Below are 15925 nucleotides of genomic sequence, written 5' to 3'. Positions count from 1 at the left end.
CATGTTCGATGATCGATGAGACGTTCGTCTTGTCGGGACAGTCGGTGCGGCGGCAGGGGCTGACGCTCTGTATCGGGTGGCTCTTGGCGTGTACGGGGGTTGGGAGAGCGGTGTGACGGGGTGGGACATAGACCCGGTCGGGGTGCGCGGTGTTCTGGAGACGTCGGGTACGCATGGGAAGAACCTGTCGGAGGCGGGTTCGGCGATGCAGGGCAACCTGGAGGAGGCCGCCTCGGCGGCGGGGATGATCACCAGTCAGTACGGGCCCTACACCAGCACCGTTGGCGTGGTGGGCGCGGCGCTGGGGGAGTTTCTGCAGCAGTGGAGCCGTGACCTGCTCTATATCGCCGAGCGGGCGTCCAGGTCGCTGAGTGGGGCTGCGGAGGCCACCGGGCATTATGTCGAGGGCGACCTGACTCTGGCGGCCAACGCACAGAGTGAAGCGGCCAAGGAACCAAAGGTCGAGCTGCCTGGTGTCGATGCGTCGGCCAAGGGTCAGTGATGGCCGATGAGGCGAACCTGATCGACCCCTCCGGGATACCGCAGTTCCTCGGGGATCTGCCCACGCTGGGCGTTGACGTGATGCTGCTGTACGCCAACGCGGGTCAGTTCCGGGCTTCGGGCGCTGATCTGCACACCGCCTTCCAGGGCTTGTCGGCCTTCTACCGTGCCCCGGAGGCCCATGACCTGTTCTCCTCGACGCAGCCGGTGAAGGCGAAGGCGGACGCGTTCGCGGACGATCTGGAGAAGGTCGCCGGGGCGCTGGACGAGTACGGCGTCGAAGTCAGGCCGCTGGTGGAGAAGTTGGCCACGCTCAAAGCGGATGCACGGACGTTCGTGGACTCGGTCGTGGGGGATGACGACTGGCGCAAGGACAAGGACAAGGTCGACACCAACAACGACCTGTGGCACGACGTCAACCACACCGTCGCCGCCTTCCAGGCCGCCGAACGCGCCTGCCACAACAAGATCACCGCCCTCGTCGGCGGCACCACGCTCACCGTCGACGACGGCTCGCACGGCGAGAACATGTACGGCTACCGCGCCGAGGATCTCGATCACGCCGGGGAGACCCCGTGGGGTTCGGCGGTCGAGCAGGAGTACGAGGGCTGGGACTGGTTCACGCACACGTCCGGGCAGGTCTGGGACGGTTTCTGGACCGACGGTGTGATGGGCACGGTCCACGGCGTGGGCACCCTGTTCGGCGCGGACGGTTCGGACGCGGCGGGCGAGGCGTGGACGGGCCTGGCCAAGCTCGGCACGGCCTCCTTCCTGACCAGCGCCACCCTCGGCACCTGGTGGCTGGTGCCCGACGACAAACTCCCCTCGTGGCTGCGCGACTCCCGCACCACCTACAAGCAGACTGTCAAGGGCTTCGTCGCCTGGGACACGTGGGAGAGCAACCCAGCCCGCGCGGCTGGCACCGTCAGCTTTAACGTCCTTGGCCTGCTGGGCACCGAAGGGGCGGGCGCGGCGGCCACCGGCGCCGGTCGTACCGGTGCGGCGGCTCGCGCTGTGTCGGTGGTGGGCAAGGTTGGCCGGGCTGTCGACCCGTTCACGTATGTCGGCAAGGCGGGCAAGTTCGCGTACGTCAAGGTCGGGGACGCCTTCAGCACATTGAAGAGACTGGACTCTGGGGCCACACTCGACCTCCTCGAACGAGGCGATGCCCTCTGGTCGCCCAAGGTTCCCGACAACGCGATCCCGTACGTCGACGACGCGACCGGAAGGGTCGTCTACCTCACCGACAAGGGCCACCTGCTCAACGCCGACGGCACCCTTCACCAGCACGCCTCCCAGGCCAAGGCCGAGCCGTCGGCCGCCGCCCGCGCCGGGGACGACTCCACGTCCCGCGCCCCGGTGACAGGAAGCCGGGAGCCTGAACTCGTCGGTGCTTACGCGGGGACGAATTCCGTCGCCGACGTGGGCCGGACGGGCGAGCGCGCCGCAGGGAACGGTGTTGGGCATGGTTCGGGAGACGGACCGGGCACGGGCAGGGGGACCCCAACCGGTTCCGGTCCTGGACATGGCGGGCCGCATGACCGCGTCACGCGGCCGGCAGGAACCGATGAGCATCGGGCGGATCGGGCGGACGGCGACGGCTCCCGGGACGAAGGACAGCGGAAGCTGACTCCGGCCGAGCGCAAGGCCATCCAGGACGAGCATGTCCGGAAGGCCAACGAAGACCCCGAGTGGCGCAAGAAGCACTACGACACCCTCGGACGCAGGAGACCCCATATCGGGCTGGTGGACGGCGTCGAACTTCCCCAGCTCGCGAAGGATGCGCAAGGGCGCTTCGTGGCCAAGCACGACCTGCCGAGTGGTCCGTCCGAAACCCGGTTCGGCGCGAAGCCGCTTCCGCGGAGTACCGCCCCCGACGACGTTCTTCCGAGGCTCGACAGAAGGACCGCCGACCGTCGCGCCTATATGGACCTCATGAACGCGCAGAAGGCCTTCGACGAGACGCCCTCGGCATCGAACCGCGAGGCCCTTGCCGCTGCTCAAAAGGCCTATGGCAAACAGCTCGGAGACGTGCCTCCGAACAGCAAGATCTCCGAGAAGCTGGGTGAGGACGCCTCCAGGCTCCACGCCATTCGACGCGAGTTCCCGGACGCTCAGGAGATCGACCTCCCGAAGACGCCCACCGGGGCCCACATGTTTGATGGCGCATACAGGCTTGAGGACGAAAAGATCCTCATCGTTGAGGACAAGGCGCCGGGAAACGATCTCCAATGGCGACAGGGACGGGCCGACCCCGAGGATCCTGCGCGACCGCACGTCGGCGACGACGGCGGGGCGGCCGGTATGCGAGTGAAGCAGGGAACGCATCTGTACCTGCGGACCATCCTGGGCGAGATGACGAAACGTGGCGGTCGGGACGCCGAACTCGCGCGAGAGTTCAGACAGGCGCTCAAGGACAGGAAGTTGCAGTACGTCCTGGTCAAGGTCCAGGAGCCGGACGGCACCCTCTATGCTGGCGTCGTGATCGAACACATGAAAATCAACTGAGAAGGAGGGGCGCGTGGTCATCCATATTCCCCGTCACGACTTCCCCGTGGACAACGTGGCCGAAGCCATGGCGCCGATCGTCCAAAGCAACGACGAAGCACTTGCTGAACTCGAAACATCAGAGTTCGACCGCTTCGACGCCTTGGACTATTCACTGACTGTCGCCAAATGGAACTGCCTGACGGATCCCTCGGGCGAGGAATTTTCGACGTGGGAGACCTGGGTCACCGCGATGCAGGTCGGATCGGGCCTGTTCATCTCTGGAGCGGCTGCGGAAGGCCCTGTCCCATGCCGTATCGGAGGAAAAGGTGAGATCAAGAACCTTCCGGCAACCGGCCCGCAGGAATATCTGCACGCCGGCAACTGGCTCACCACGTACTACTTGGCGGTGATCTGCCGGGAGAACGAGCGTCTCGACCAACTCGCCCGTGTACCCGTCTCCTTCCTGCGCGCATCAGGTGTGGAGTTCGACGAGTACATCTACGCCTGGGTGGAGACCCTGCAAAATGCCTGGTTCGGCCGCCCGGAAACCTGGAACACCCTGGCCGCCGCGATTGACGGGACGGACCCCGAAGCCCCCCACATCGCCAGTGCCGAACTGATGCTGAAAATTCTCTACCCGCCGCTGGAGATCTTCCACCGCTACCAGCGGCAGGAGCCGGAGCCGTTCAACACCGCTCTTGCGGAAGCACTCACCTGGCATCGCGAGTACTGGACCGAGAACGAGACACGGTCGAAGAGCAGCGAAGGCCTGGTGGCTCTGGCCCCATTGGCCGTCGCCTGCATGGCGTTCGACGCGGACATCCCGGTCGACGTCGAATCCGCGTACCTGCCCAAGCACCTCCTCGAACGTTCCTGGGTGGGCGAGTTCCCGACGTGACCAAAGACGTCATAGCCCTCACCCCGAAGATGCCGGACACCCGCTCCTTGATCGCCGGCCTCTCAGCAGGCGGCCTCGACCTGGGGCTGACCTCTACCGGTGACGGCGGCGTCCTTCAGCTGTGCACAAGCGTCGGCCGTCCGCTGGTCTCCGTCGAGGCGCCGCTCCTGGTCCACATACCCGGCGAAGCGGAACGCCTCCTCGGCCCCGATGTGTCAGCGCCACCGCCGCCGTACTGGTGGACCGAGACCCGCGCCTCGACCTCGGTACCCGAAGCAGAAGCTCTCGCTGAATCGTTGTGCGGACGCCTGACCACGCTGCTCGGCGGGACAGTCTGGCCACGCGCCGCAAGTACGACACGCGTGGTGGCCATCCCGCAGGACCAGTCGGCCGATGACGCACAGGAGGTCGTCGCCCCCTCCGCTCCCACCGTTCCCTCGGTCGACGTCCTGACCGACTCCACGGCGGTCGTCATCTCCGACCGCCCCGTCCTCGCCTTCACCACCTGGCTCTCCGACGTCCTGCGCACCACGAGCGCCACCAACCGAGCCCTGCACCTGGTCACCCCGCTCCAGGCCCGGCTCACTCTCCCCCTGCGCACGGCGCTGCGGGGCGCCCCCAACCGGTGGGTGGTCCAGGACCCGGCCGGCGGTTACTACGACGGCCTGTCCGGTGTCCCTCTTGCCTGGCAGCAGGGCACGTTCCTCCCGACCGGCACCACGGTCGCCGCCGCGTTCACCCGGCACACCGAGCCCACCCCGGAACGCCAGCTGACCCTCACGTTCCGCACGCTCCACGCCCCCACCGCCGACCTGGTCCTCGGCCGCGGCCTGGAGACCGCCTGGCGCCACCTGACGGGCTCGGCGCCGGTGGGGTGGAGCACGGCAGAGCCGGTCAACCTGCCGTGGTCACCGCGCCAGTTGACGGATCTGGCCCGCGACAGGTCACCTGCTCCGACCCACCTGGTCGCGATCGGCGCAGCGGATCCTCCGTCCATCGCCACACTCCGCACAGCGCGTACGAAGGCTGGCGTCGCCCAGGACATCACGCTCACCCTCGGATACACGTCCGCTGCGGACGTCCCTCTGGACGCCATCGAATCCCTCGCCGCCGCGCTGGTCGACGAGCACGGCCTGGTGTCGATGCTCACCACGCTCCGAGCAGCGCGCGCGGACCTGACGCTGACCCCGCGTCTGGAGGCCCCGCCCATCCCGGTGTCCTTCACCCTCGGCGTCCGAGACGTCAACGCCATCGGCCTCACCCACGCCCGACGACCACCCCTCGCCCTGCGCCCGCGACAACTCGGCACACACGCGCACCCCGCCCTGCACTACCTCCTGAGTGACGGAACCGACTCCGGCGCGTGGACCGCGCTCCAAGATCTCACCACCCACCTCAAGGCCGCTCCTGGAGCGGGGTGAATCGGCCTGATGAGGAATGAGCCTCCTCCAGTCGGCCGTCACTTCCGGTGCGCGTGTTGGTCACGCTCCATTGTCGGTGGTTCCGTCTCATCGGCAGGGGACTCATCGTCCCCGGATACGTTGGCGCCCCCGGTCCAGTCCCGTCGTTCAGCCCGCCTCCCCCGATCCAGAGAGGCCTGCCAGTTCATCTCCGCGTCGGCTTCCATCATGGCGTGAATGCCGTCAGCGCGAGCTGCCCGGAGCGCGAAATCGATCACGAACTGCACATGGCTGGGCGGCAGTACCTCCGAGGCATCGGCGTTCGGCCAGCACCTCGTTCCGTCGTCCGCCACGACCGAGGCACGGGGCGACGGAGTCAGTGCCATCAGCGTGGCCACGACAGCCCTTCTCACCTCGCTGACCGCGGGCCTGGTGGTGGTGGGCGGGGCCATGGCGTGGCGGAGCCGACGGCGGCGCCGAGCGTTGCTACGGCGGTACTGATCCGCTCCGGATCCGCAGTCCGAGGCCGCTCCGGATCCGGGCTGCGGCAGGCGCCGTTGAGCAGGGCGTCCAGCAGCAAGGTGCGCGGGGGCGCCCGTCTCCCTCGGCCCGGACCGGCTCCGCGAGCCGGTCCGCGGTCCGTAGTCCGTGAGGGAGGAGGCGGCAATGGCAGCCCGGCGGCCGGGTGTACCGCCGTACGTCAATAGCGCCGCCCGAGCACAGCACGCAGTCCCTCTTGGCGATGAACACAGGCGACCTGTGCACCAAGCCGATCGGCAAACTCCCGCGCGGGCCCCTCCGGTCGTGACCCTGCTGCCTGCCGCCGGCTCATGGAGGAGACACAGTCGCCGTTGCCTGAAAGGGCTGAGGCCCGTAGCGGACGGGGGCAACGTTGGCTGACGCGTTCGGCGTGCTGCTGGTCGACCTCGACGTGGAGTGTCTGATCGCCTTCCGCGCACTTGCAGACGACGTCGGTTCGACCGGCATGCCGAGGCTGCGCGACCACCGAGAGAACCGTTCCGTAGTTAAGGCTTCACGCATTGGTGAACTGACCGTAGAATTCCGCATTCAGGGGGATCAGCGGGACTTGTGCGGCCACCAGGACAGTACGGACTTCGGTGGCCGCGCTTTGCGTTGGCGGCCAAGGGGGACTGCTGCCGACGCCGGTGCTCCGTCGGCCCAGAAGCGACAACATCAGGGACCAGCGTGACGAACTCGGGTGACTTCGGGGGCAGCCAGGAGCTCGACCGCCTCAAGGCGATGCTTGAGAACTGGCGCACCTCTCTGGTGGACCTGAGCGGGCGTAATCGGCTGCTCAATTTTCGCCACACCAAGTCGGCGACACTTGAGATCTCGACCCCGTCCGCACAGGACCTCGTCGAGGGCCTGGCTCGCGGCTGGGACTTCGCGCCGCTCCCGGACGAGGAACCGGAGGTCGGCGAGGGTACGCGACCCGGCGATGTGCTCCTCGCCAAGAAGGGCGACCGCGGCGACGGAATCGTCACCCAGAAGGCCACCGCGCCTTCTCTCCTGCGTGCGTTGAACAGCCTTCGCGCCAAGGCGACCCAGATCTTCAACGACTACGGCCTGTGGACCCTGAACCTTGGCGTCGGCATGCTCCGCTGGCGTGAGGACGGAGCCGAGACGGGCAGCGACGCCCCCCTGGTCCTGATGCCGGTGGTCATCGAGCGTGCGCGCAACGGCCGGATCCGCCTCAGGGCGAGCGACGACGAGGAACCGCGCCTCAACCCGGCCCTGAAGGTGAAGCTGGAGCAATTCCATATCGACTGGACGTCGGTTGGCGAACAGGACCCCTCGGACCTGCGGGCCGTGCTCTCCGCTGCGGCTCGCGCGGTGGCGGGCAAGGCCGGATGGCAGATCTCCGACCGTGTGGTGCTCGCACTCTTCGCCTCCCACAAGGAGTCGATGTATCAGGATCTGCTGGACAACGAGGACCGCGTCCTCGGCAGTGATTTGGTAAGGGCGATGGCTCTCGGGCCGAACTCCGGACTCGCCTCCGACCGTTTCGACTTCGAGGCGATCGAGCTGGACCGGATCGACGAACTGAGCCCGCCCGAGGACAGTCCGCTGGTGCTCGACGCCGACGCCTCGCAGCGGCAGGCCGTCGCCGCGGCCGTGGCCGGACGGTCGTTCGTCCTGGACGGCCCGCCGGGCACCGGCAAGAGCCAGACGATCACGAACATGATCGCCGGTCTGATGCACGCGGGCCGCAGTGTGTTGTTCGTCAGTGAGAAGGCGGCGGCCCTCGACGTCGTTCTCGACCGGCTGAAGTCGGTCGGACTCGACTCGTACGCCCTTGCCCTGCACAGCCACAACACCAGCCGCAAGGCAGTGGCCCAGGAACTGGGGCGGGTGCTCGCGGAGGAGCCGCGCGCCCCGCAGCTGTCACAGCAGACCCTGGCCCAGGCCAGGGAACTGCGCCTCGCGCTCAGCGCCTACGCCGAAGCGATGAACGAGGTCCGAGTGAACCGCCCCGGGTTCGGTAGAGATCTCAGATTGTGGTTGTGACCTGGGGTTTCGTGGATTCCTTGTAGTGATTGGCCTCGTACTCGGCGGGTGGAACGTGGCCTATCTCACCGTGGAGTCGGCGGTGGTTGTACCAGTCGGCCCACTCGGCGGTGGCCAACTCGACCTGGGAGAGCGACTTCCAGGGACGCTGGGGTTTGATCAGCTCGGTCTTGTACAGGCCGATCGTCGACTCCATCAGGGCGTTGTCGTACGCATCCCCGACTGATCCAATACTCGCCGCGATGCCGGCCGCGTCGAGGTGTTCGGCGAGGCGGAACGACGTGTACTGCGACCCGGCATCGGAGTGGTGGATCAGCTGCCCCGGAGTGTGCCGGCGGTCCTCGCGGTCACGCTGCCACAGGGCCATCTCCAGTGCATCCAGGACGAGTTGGGTCTCCTTGGAGGCGGAGGCGGACCAGCCGACGATGCGCCGGGAGAACGTGTCCACGACGAAGGCGACGTAGACGACACCGCTCCAGGCGGCGACATGCGTGAAGTCGGCGACCCAGCAGCGGTTCGGGGCACGGGCGACGAAGTCGCGGTCGAGAAGGTCCGGGGCCCGCCCGGCGGCCGGATCGGTGATCGTCGTGATCACCTTCCTGCCGCGGACGGCGCCGGTGATGCCGAGTTCGCGCATCAGACGCTCGATGGTGCAGCGGGCCACCATATGTCCCTGCCGGTTCAGCTCGCGCCATATCTTCCGGGCCCCGTAGACACGGTAGTTGGACGTGTAGACCTCCTGGATCCGTTCTTTGAGTTCCTCATCGCGCACGGAACGGGCGGAGGGAGTTTCAAGGCGTTTCTTGTGGGCGTAATACGTGGAAGGGGCGATCTTGCAGTCGTGCTCGGTGAGCGTCCTGCAGATCGGCTCGACGCCGCCGAAGCGGTCCCGGTGCTCGTCGATGAACGCTACGAGCGTGTGTGTGGCCGGTCGAGCTCGGCCGCGAAGAAACTCGCCGCGGCCTTCAGGATCTCGTTGGCCCGCTTGAGTTCGGCGTTCTCCTTCTTCAACGCCTTGAGCTGGGCGGACTCCTCCGTCGTCATCCCCGGACGCTGGCCACCGTCGATCTCGTGCTGCTTCACCCAGTTCCGCAGCGTCTCGCGCGAGCCGATGTCGAGCTTCTCTGCCACCGCCTGCAAGGCGGCCGTCTCGGTCGGATAGCCGTCGCGCACCTCGGCGACCATGCGCACCGCACGACGGCGGAGCTCAAGCGGGTAACGGGAAGGTCGTGCCATGACTCGATCCTTTCATGAAATCGAGTCTCCATTCGAGCCGGGGCGATTCACGAGACCCGCTGGGACGGACCCTGCACGATGTGCTTGGCCGGGTCGGCCGGCTGTCCGAGGCGCCGGTGGCCTACCTGAGCCATGGTGACGACACCCGTACGGGGGCAGAAGCGGCGTTTCGTGCCGAGACGCTCAGTGACGAGGACCTGCGCCTGATCGTCGAGGCGACGAAAGTCATCTCCGATGCCTGGGACGCGGTCGCCGATCCGTCGTTTCCCTGGCGCGACCTACAGGCCGACCTGCCGCATCCCCGTCCCGTGCTGGAGCAGGCCCAGGCGGCGCGGGACGCGCTCGCGACAGCGGCCGACCGGTACCGGGATCTCACGCTCGAAGGAGCACCCCTTACGGATCAGAGCGGAATCGACCGTCTGATCCTGCTGCTACGGCTCCTGGAGGTGCGGAGTGCCGTGCCGGAGGCCTGGCTGACCACGGATGCCTTCGCCGACGAGGTGGACGACCGGGTCGACGCTTTCCTGGCGGAGCTGCGCAAGGTGCAGCGTACGGGTGATGTCGTCCGCGCCACGGTGGGCGAGCGGTGGCAGGAACTGTCCACCAGGCTGAAGGCTGAGCCGGGGGAGGCCGAGAAGACCCTACCGGCGATGGCGCCGCGAGGCCTCGACCTTGCCGGACTCACGGAGGGGCGAGCGCGACAGTTCGCCCAGGAGTTCGACGCGACCGCTGGTGTGCTGGAGCGGACCCTGCAGAGCGTTGCCCGTGTCAGCCAACTCGTCGGGCTCACGCATTCCAGCACCCCCGAGGAAGCACGTCATCTGTGTGACGTGATCGCCGTGGCCGGTACCGAACACCGCCCACTTGCACAGTGGTTGGTCGCTCAAGGCCCCGCGCAGGCCGAGGCCGCGGCGGTAGGGGTCGTCGCCGACGCACTGAGTGACTTCTTCACACGACGGAACCAGGTGCTCTCCGCCCGGGCCCTCGCGACGGATCACGCGGGCCCGGGGTGGGCCGAACTGCGTCCGGAAGTGAGCACCGAGCGACCGGCCAACGAGCAGGCGCTCGCCGTGCTGGAACCGCCTGGTGTCGACATCGCGTCGTTGACCCGCCGTGAGGCCGCGGAGCTGGCCGAGCGATTCGACACGCTCGCCGATGCGCTCGAGTTGGCGGCCGAGCACGCCGACTCGGTGGCCGAGCGCCTCGGCTGTGACCGGCCGCAGGTGACATCCGAGGCGGACGACCTGGCCACGCTTGTGGAACTGGCCACAGCCTCGGACCGCGCACTCGAGGCATGGCTCGATCCACGGGCGCTTCCCGGTGTCCGGGCAGCCGTCGCGGAGATCTCCTCGGCCGCCGAAGACCTGGCTGCCGCCGAGGAGGCGGCGCGCGACACCTTCCTGCCCGAAGTCGTCTCCACACCAGAACTGCCCGATGCGGTTCACCGGCTCCTGGAAGGACGCCAGGGACTCGTCGGCATGCTGTCCAGTGGCATCCGGGCCGACCGGAAGCTCGTGGCCCGGCTGACACACGGCGGCTCGTGGCGCGGAGAGCTGTACGACCGGCTGCCACTCGCCGACGCATGGTGCGCCGCTCACCGCAAGCTGCGGTCGCTGGCCACGACCCATGCCGAGCTGATCGGCCGCCATCGGGGCACACGGTTGCCCGATGTACCGGCACTGCGCAAGGCACTCGCGCACGCCGAGGCGGTCCACGCACTCGCGCCGGAAACCGTCGCCGACCCCTACCGTCGGAGTCTGCTCGCCACTCACCTCGCCGACGGCCGGGAGCCGCAACCCGCACTTGTCGAGCAGGGCACAGCACTGCGCAGCCATCTCGCCACGTGGCGAAGGGATCTGGACGGTCCGTCGCTGGCACCGCATGCGGCCGAGCTGACCAAGCAGCCGCTCGGCGGCGACGCCCGCTGGCTGCGCGCCCACCTCACCCCGTTGCGACAGGCCGTCGCGCTGCTGGATACCGTGGCCTTGGTCGGTCGCCGGGATCACGGCCCCGGCTCCGAGCACACGCTCGCCTCCGCGCGTACGGCGGTCACGGTCGCGCACGCGGCACAGAAGGAGACCGCCGCGTTCGACGCCTGGGCGGTGACCGACCGCAGCCTTCTCGGTCCCTGGTACCGGGGCCTCGACACGCAGGCGGACGACCTGCACGATGCCGCGCCCAACAGTGTGACGGGCTACGAGCACATAGGACTGCTCCTGCGTCGAGGCCTCGACCTGACGCGACAGCAACCGGGCCCGTACGCCACGGAGCAACAGCGCGAGTCGCTGGGCCGGTATGCCGCTGAAGGGCACCTCCGCACCGAGGCACTGTGCGCCGCCCTGGACTCCGCCCGGCTGATCGCCCGCCTCGCACCTGACACGCTCACGGAACCAGCGCGTCGGATCAGCCTCGCCGAGGTACTGGCCGACGGCCGACCCCAACCGCGTGAACTCCTCGCGCAGACGGACCAGATCCGCCGTGACCTGGACCTCTGGCAGGAGTACACCGGGCAGCCCCACTTCGCGACGGTCGGCACAGCGCTTGCCGCCCGCCCCCTCGAACGGGCGGCGAGTTGGCTTCGCGCGCATGTGGAGCCCTTCGAGGACGCGGCCGACCTCCTCCGCTCAACCGCCCGCGTCATAGAAGAGGGGACGGACCTCACACTGTCGCGGGCCAGGGAAGCGGTGGCCGCCGTCGTTTCCGCCCGCGCCGCCGCGTCCTCCTTCGCGGAGAACGACGCCGCGCACCGAAGCCTTCTCGGTTCCCTCTACCAGGGCACCGAGACAGACCGTGACGCGATCCTGGACGCCCTGGACTGGGCTCAGAAGGTTCGTCGCACCGCACACGGCGGCCACTCCGCGGCCCTGTCCCAGGCTGCCGCCCGGCTGATGCTGGCCGCGCCGGCCGACCCGTCCGTCGCGGCCCGCGCCGACGACTGGAGCGGTCGGCGCGAGGCACTCGCCGGGTACTTCGAGCCCGAGCGTGCTGAGGAGCTGCGACGAGAACTCGCCGCACCCCTCACCGCGGCCCAGTCCGTCCTGTCCCGCCTCGACCGCGACCCCTTCGGCCCGGAAGCGTGGACCAGCTGTGCCGACGCACTGACCTTGCTACGCCGCTACCACCTCGACGGGCTCCCCGACCAGCTCGCACGCCGCGAGGCCTCTGCCGAGGACTTCCCCGCCGCCATGGAACGCGCGGTGCTCACCGCGTGGGTCGAGCACCAACTGGCCACCGACCCGAGGCTGAAGCCGATGCGGGCCGTGGAACGCGACCAGTTGGTGGAGCGCTTCCAGAGGGCGGACCAGGACCTGGTGGCGGCGGCACACGCCGAGGTCATCGCCGCGTGCAACTCCCGCCGCCCTCGCCGGACAACGGTGGGCCAGGCCGCCGTGATCCGCCGCGAGTCAGAGAAGCAGCGTCGTCACATGCCCGTACGACACCTGCTGCAGCAGACCCGCGACGTCGTACGGCTGGTCAAGCCCTGCTTCATGATGAGTCCGCTGACGGTCAGTCAATTTTTGCCGCCGAACTTCGAGTTCGATGTCGTCGTCTTCGACGAGGCATCCCAGGTGCTGCCTCAGGACGCCGTGAACTCCGTCTACCGGGGCAAGGCCCTCATCGTCGCGGGCGACCAGAAGCAGCTGCCGCCGACCTCGTTCTTCAGCGCGGCCGGCGACAGCGACGACGGCGACGAGTGGGACGAGGACGCCACCGACGGCTTCGAGTCCATTCTCGACATGTGCAAGGCCAGCGGAGTCCTGCGTGGGCTGCCGCTGCGCTGGCACTACCGCAGTCGGCACGAGAACCTGATCGCCTTCAGCAACCACGACTTCTACGACAACTCCATGGTCACGTTCCCGGGCGCGCTGGAACAGGGACCGGACATCGGGGTGGAGTTCATCAAGGCGGACGGCGTGTACGACCGCGGCGGGAACAGCGACAACCCCCTTGAGGCCGCGAAGGTGGCCCAGCGCGTCATCCACCACTTCGACACCCGCCCCGAGCACACCCTCGGCGTGGTCGCGCTGTCGAAGGCGCAGGCGGAGGCCATCGAGGAGGCGGTGCAGAAGGCGAGGGCGGCCCGCCCGGACCTCGACCACCACTTCACGGAGGGCCGGCTCGACGGTTTCTTCATCAAGAACCTCGAGACCGTCCAGGGCGACGAACGCGATGTCATCATCCTCTCCATCGGCTACGGTCCCGACCACCGCGGCAAGCTGCTGTCGTCGTTCGGCCCCATCAACAGGGAGGGCGGCTGGCGACGCCTCAACGTGGCCGTGACCCGTGCCCGGCGCCGCATGGAGGTCATCGCCTCCTTCCACGGGGGCGATCTGCCGGACAGCCACAACAAGAGCGTGCAGCACCTCAAGCGGTACCTGCGGTACGCCCAGCACGGTCCTGCGATCCTCCAGACCGAGGCCGCCGATCCGGAAGCGGCACCGGAGAGCCCCTTCGAAGAGGAGGTCATCGACGTCCTGCGCGGCTGGGGATACGAGGTCCAGCCGCAGGTCGGGGTCGCCGGTTTCCGCATCGACATGGCGGTACGGCACCCGGGCGCTCCCGGCACGTACGCGCTCGGCATCGAGTGCGACGGCGCCATGTACCACTCCTCGCGGGCGGCTCGGGACCGCGACCGGCTCAGGGAAGCGGTCCTGCGCGACCTGGGGTGGAAGCTGCACCGAATCTGGGGGACGGACTGGTATCGGAACCGGCGGGACGCCATGGCACGGCTGAGGTCCGCGGTGGAGGCGGCGTCTGCGGAGGATCCGCATGCGGTGCGAGTGGCACCGCCCGTGAGGTTGGACGCCAGTGACGGTGGCCTTGGCGACCGTGACAGCACGGTGGAGGCCGTGGACGGCCCCCTGAGCACCGGGAGTGGAGAACCTGGAGAAGCGGCTGGTGGTCCGGCGGCCCCGCGAGTGGAGTTCGTGACCGTCGACGCCGGCCCTGCGCCCTGGAGCCGTCCCTACCAGGATGTCGATCCTGACTTGTTGGCAGAGGTACGGGACAGGTCGAGCATTCAGCGGGGCATGCGGGGCGCGGAGTTGCAGGACCCCGATGCCCTCGACGTGGTGGCGGACGTGGCGCTGTGTGTGGTTGACGTGGAAGGGCCCGTCGAGAAGGACGTGATCTATACCCGGGTCCGACTCGCGTGGGGCCTCGGACGAGCCGGCCAGGTGGTCCGCGACCGCATCGACCGAGCCCTTCGCCGCCTGCTCAAGCAGGGCAAGATCGTTCGCGTCGGTACGGCGTACGACAGGCCCGGCCACCAGACGGAGTTCGCCCGTACACCCACTGAGCGGTGCGCCCGACGAGTGGCGGAGGTTCCTGCGGCGGAGCGGCAGCTCGTGCTCAGGAGCGTCGTCGACGAAGGACCGGGCGTGCACCGCGAGGACCTGCTGCGGGAGGCCGCTCGTTTCTTCGGCTGGGCCCGCCTCGGAGCCGATATCCGGGATGCGCTGACCGGCGACATCGACACGTTGATCGCCGCAGGGGACTTGATCGATTCGGAGGGCGGCCTGATGCCTGCGGAGAGTTCCTGATCCGTTGCAAGGGGTTCCTTCCTCGTCGGTAGGGGCGATCGGGCACGGCTTCCGCTGCCACGCCTCCGTCCACCGATAGGACTGCCAGTACCGCCAGGTACCCTCAAACACATCGTCAACGCGGCCCGACGGGCTTCCGCTCCACCCCGGTGGAGTCTCGAAGGACATGCCCCCACCCGCACGAGTCTCTTCGTGCTGCCTGGGGGAAGTCCTTGCTGTTCCGCGCGTCCGCGAAAACGGTCGCCGTCATGGCACTCGACGGTTCGCTGTTCCTGCACCTCACCGAGCAATTCGTCCACATGCACGGCTATCGACCCGGAGCCTCGGAGGCACGTTCCTGGGAGCGCAGCATCCCGCTTCTGACAGCCGCGCTCAACGACGCAGGCCTGGGCGACGTCGAGGTCATGCTGGAGTACGCGCTACCGCTGAACAGCAAGCGTGCCGACGTCGTCCTCGCCGGCTCGCACCCGGTCACGCAGGAGCCGACCAAGATCTGGTCCGTGCACGAGAACGGCCTCGGCCAGATCGGCTGCGTGTACACCGCGCAGGGCCTGGAGTGGGACTGGTGCGGCGTGATCATGGGCGAGGACATGGTGCGCCGGGGGGATCGCTGGGTGTTCCGCCGGGGCAAGGAGAAGGCGGACAAGGAGGCGGGCGTCAAGCGGGTGGCCGATCCCGGGTCGTTCGATCCCAAGGTGAAGCCGAAGAGCGTGGAAGACGACGAGTTCGCCCGCCTCGTCCGGCACGCCTACCACGTGCTGATGACCCGGGCGAGCAGGGCGACCGTGCTCTACTCCACGGACGAGGAGACCCGGGAGTACCTGAAGGGGCTCGTCGGCGACGTCCAGATCCACGGTCTGAGACCCACCTGGGAGAACCTGCCGGAGCAGGCGCGACAACCACACCTGCCCCGCCCCGGCCGAGGACGGCGCCGCCGTAGAAAGCGTCAGAAGGACACCCCGCTCGGAGAGCTGCGTCTCTTCTGACGCGGGGACCGGCACGTGGAGTGGCGGGCTCTCCGGGCCCGCCACCTGCCGGTCAGAAGACCAGGCGTGCTGCCACGGTCATGGCCGCCATCAACACGTTGATGACGACTCCCACCGCGACGTCGACCAGAATCTGACGAATCCGGTCACGACGTGCAAGCCTGTACTCAACGGGGTTCATCGGTTTCCACTCCTGAGCGTGAGCTGGGAATGGCAGGGATCGCCCTACCGGGCATCCGCAGTCACACCGCGTACAGCACGCGGTGGAGACCACTCGTCGCTCATCGCCGAGAACCGGCACCTGGAACACCGCCGACGTACCCTCCGGGAAGGTGCGCAGCG

At 68.3% G+C, this 15925-nt stretch carries 10 protein-coding genes and 1 pseudogene; 9 read left to right on the top strand and 2 right to left on the bottom strand.

Annotated features, from left to right (window positions below; translation table 11 throughout):
• Positions 1 to 112: 112 nt before the first annotated feature.
• From F9278_RS12035 to F9278_RS12010, 6 genes are all read left to right on the top strand, one after another.
• Positions 113 to 502, top strand: a complete 390-nt coding sequence (locus F9278_RS12035; RefSeq protein WP_152168322.1) for a DUF6507 family protein — start codon at positions 113 to 115, stop codon at positions 500 to 502.
• Complete coding sequence (locus tag F9278_RS12030) at positions 502 to 3009, top strand: hypothetical protein (RefSeq protein WP_152168321.1); 2508 nt, start codon at positions 502 to 504, stop codon at positions 3007 to 3009. Before F9278_RS12035 ends, F9278_RS12030 begins: the two co-directional genes overlap by 1 nt.
• Positions 3010 to 3022: 13 nt before the next feature.
• A complete protein-coding gene (locus tag F9278_RS12025) occupies positions 3023 to 3889 on the top strand; it encodes an immunity 49 family protein (RefSeq protein WP_226966711.1) in 867 nt (288 codons plus the stop codon).
• The gene (locus F9278_RS12020; RefSeq protein WP_152168320.1) at positions 3886 to 5310 is read left to right on the top strand and encodes a DUF6177 family protein; all 1425 of its coding nucleotides are present in this window, start codon (positions 3886 to 3888) and stop codon (positions 5308 to 5310) included. The genes F9278_RS12025 and F9278_RS12020 overlap by 4 nt, the downstream gene beginning before the upstream one ends.
• Before the next feature lie 216 nt (positions 5311 to 5526).
• Positions 5527 to 5790, top strand: a complete 264-nt coding sequence (locus F9278_RS12015) for a hypothetical protein (RefSeq protein WP_152168319.1) — start codon at positions 5527 to 5529, stop codon at positions 5788 to 5790.
• Between the two features lie 705 nt (positions 5791 to 6495).
• A complete protein-coding gene (locus tag F9278_RS12010; protein ID WP_152168318.1) occupies positions 6496 to 7818 on the top strand; it encodes a DUF4011 domain-containing protein in 1323 nt (440 codons plus the stop codon).
• Here F9278_RS12010 and F9278_RS12005 read toward each other — a convergent pair.
• Positions 7802 to 9054 (bottom strand): IS3 family transposase gene (locus F9278_RS12005; protein ID WP_152166439.1). Its coding sequence is split into 2 segments (ribosomal slippage): positions 7802 to 8772 and positions 8772 to 9054, totalling 1254 coding nucleotides; the frame shifts between segments, so codons are not numbered across the junction. The genes F9278_RS12010 and F9278_RS12005 overlap by 17 nt on opposite strands.
• Positions 9055 to 9134: 80 nt before the next feature.
• Between F9278_RS12005 and F9278_RS12000 the strand changes: the two genes are divergently transcribed.
• The 3 genes and pseudogenes from F9278_RS12000 to F9278_RS48685 all read left to right on the top strand — a co-directional run bounded on the left by F9278_RS12000 (position 9135) and on the right by F9278_RS48685 (position 15583).
• Positions 9135 to 14597: a DUF3320 domain-containing protein gene (locus F9278_RS12000; protein WP_226966710.1), complete on the top strand. Its 5463-nt coding sequence runs from the start codon at positions 9135 to 9137 to the stop codon at positions 14595 to 14597.
• Positions 14598 to 14809: 212 nt separating this feature from the next.
• Positions 14810 to 15091: pseudogene (locus F9278_RS48690) on the top strand (ATP-binding protein); the annotation flags it as partial.
• A 6-nt stretch (positions 15092 to 15097) separates the two neighbouring features.
• Positions 15098 to 15583, top strand: a complete 486-nt coding sequence (locus tag F9278_RS48685; protein ID WP_404819008.1) for a DNA/RNA helicase domain-containing protein — start codon at positions 15098 to 15100, stop codon at positions 15581 to 15583.
• A 52-nt stretch (positions 15584 to 15635) separates the two neighbouring features.
• Here F9278_RS48685 and F9278_RS46995 read toward each other — a convergent pair whose 3' ends face one another.
• Complete coding sequence (locus tag F9278_RS46995; RefSeq protein ID WP_226966709.1) at positions 15636 to 15764, bottom strand: DUF6408 family protein; 129 nt, start codon at positions 15762 to 15764, stop codon at positions 15636 to 15638.
• Between the last annotated feature and the right edge of the window lie 161 nt (positions 15765 to 15925).

Origin of the sequence: Streptomyces phaeolivaceus, assembly GCF_009184865.1 — a bacterium.
Classification (GTDB): Bacteria; Actinomycetota; Actinomycetes; order Streptomycetales; family Streptomycetaceae; genus Streptomyces; species Streptomyces phaeolivaceus.
Note: the sequence above shows the minus strand (reverse complement) of the source record. Positions and strands in the feature narration are given on the sequence as shown.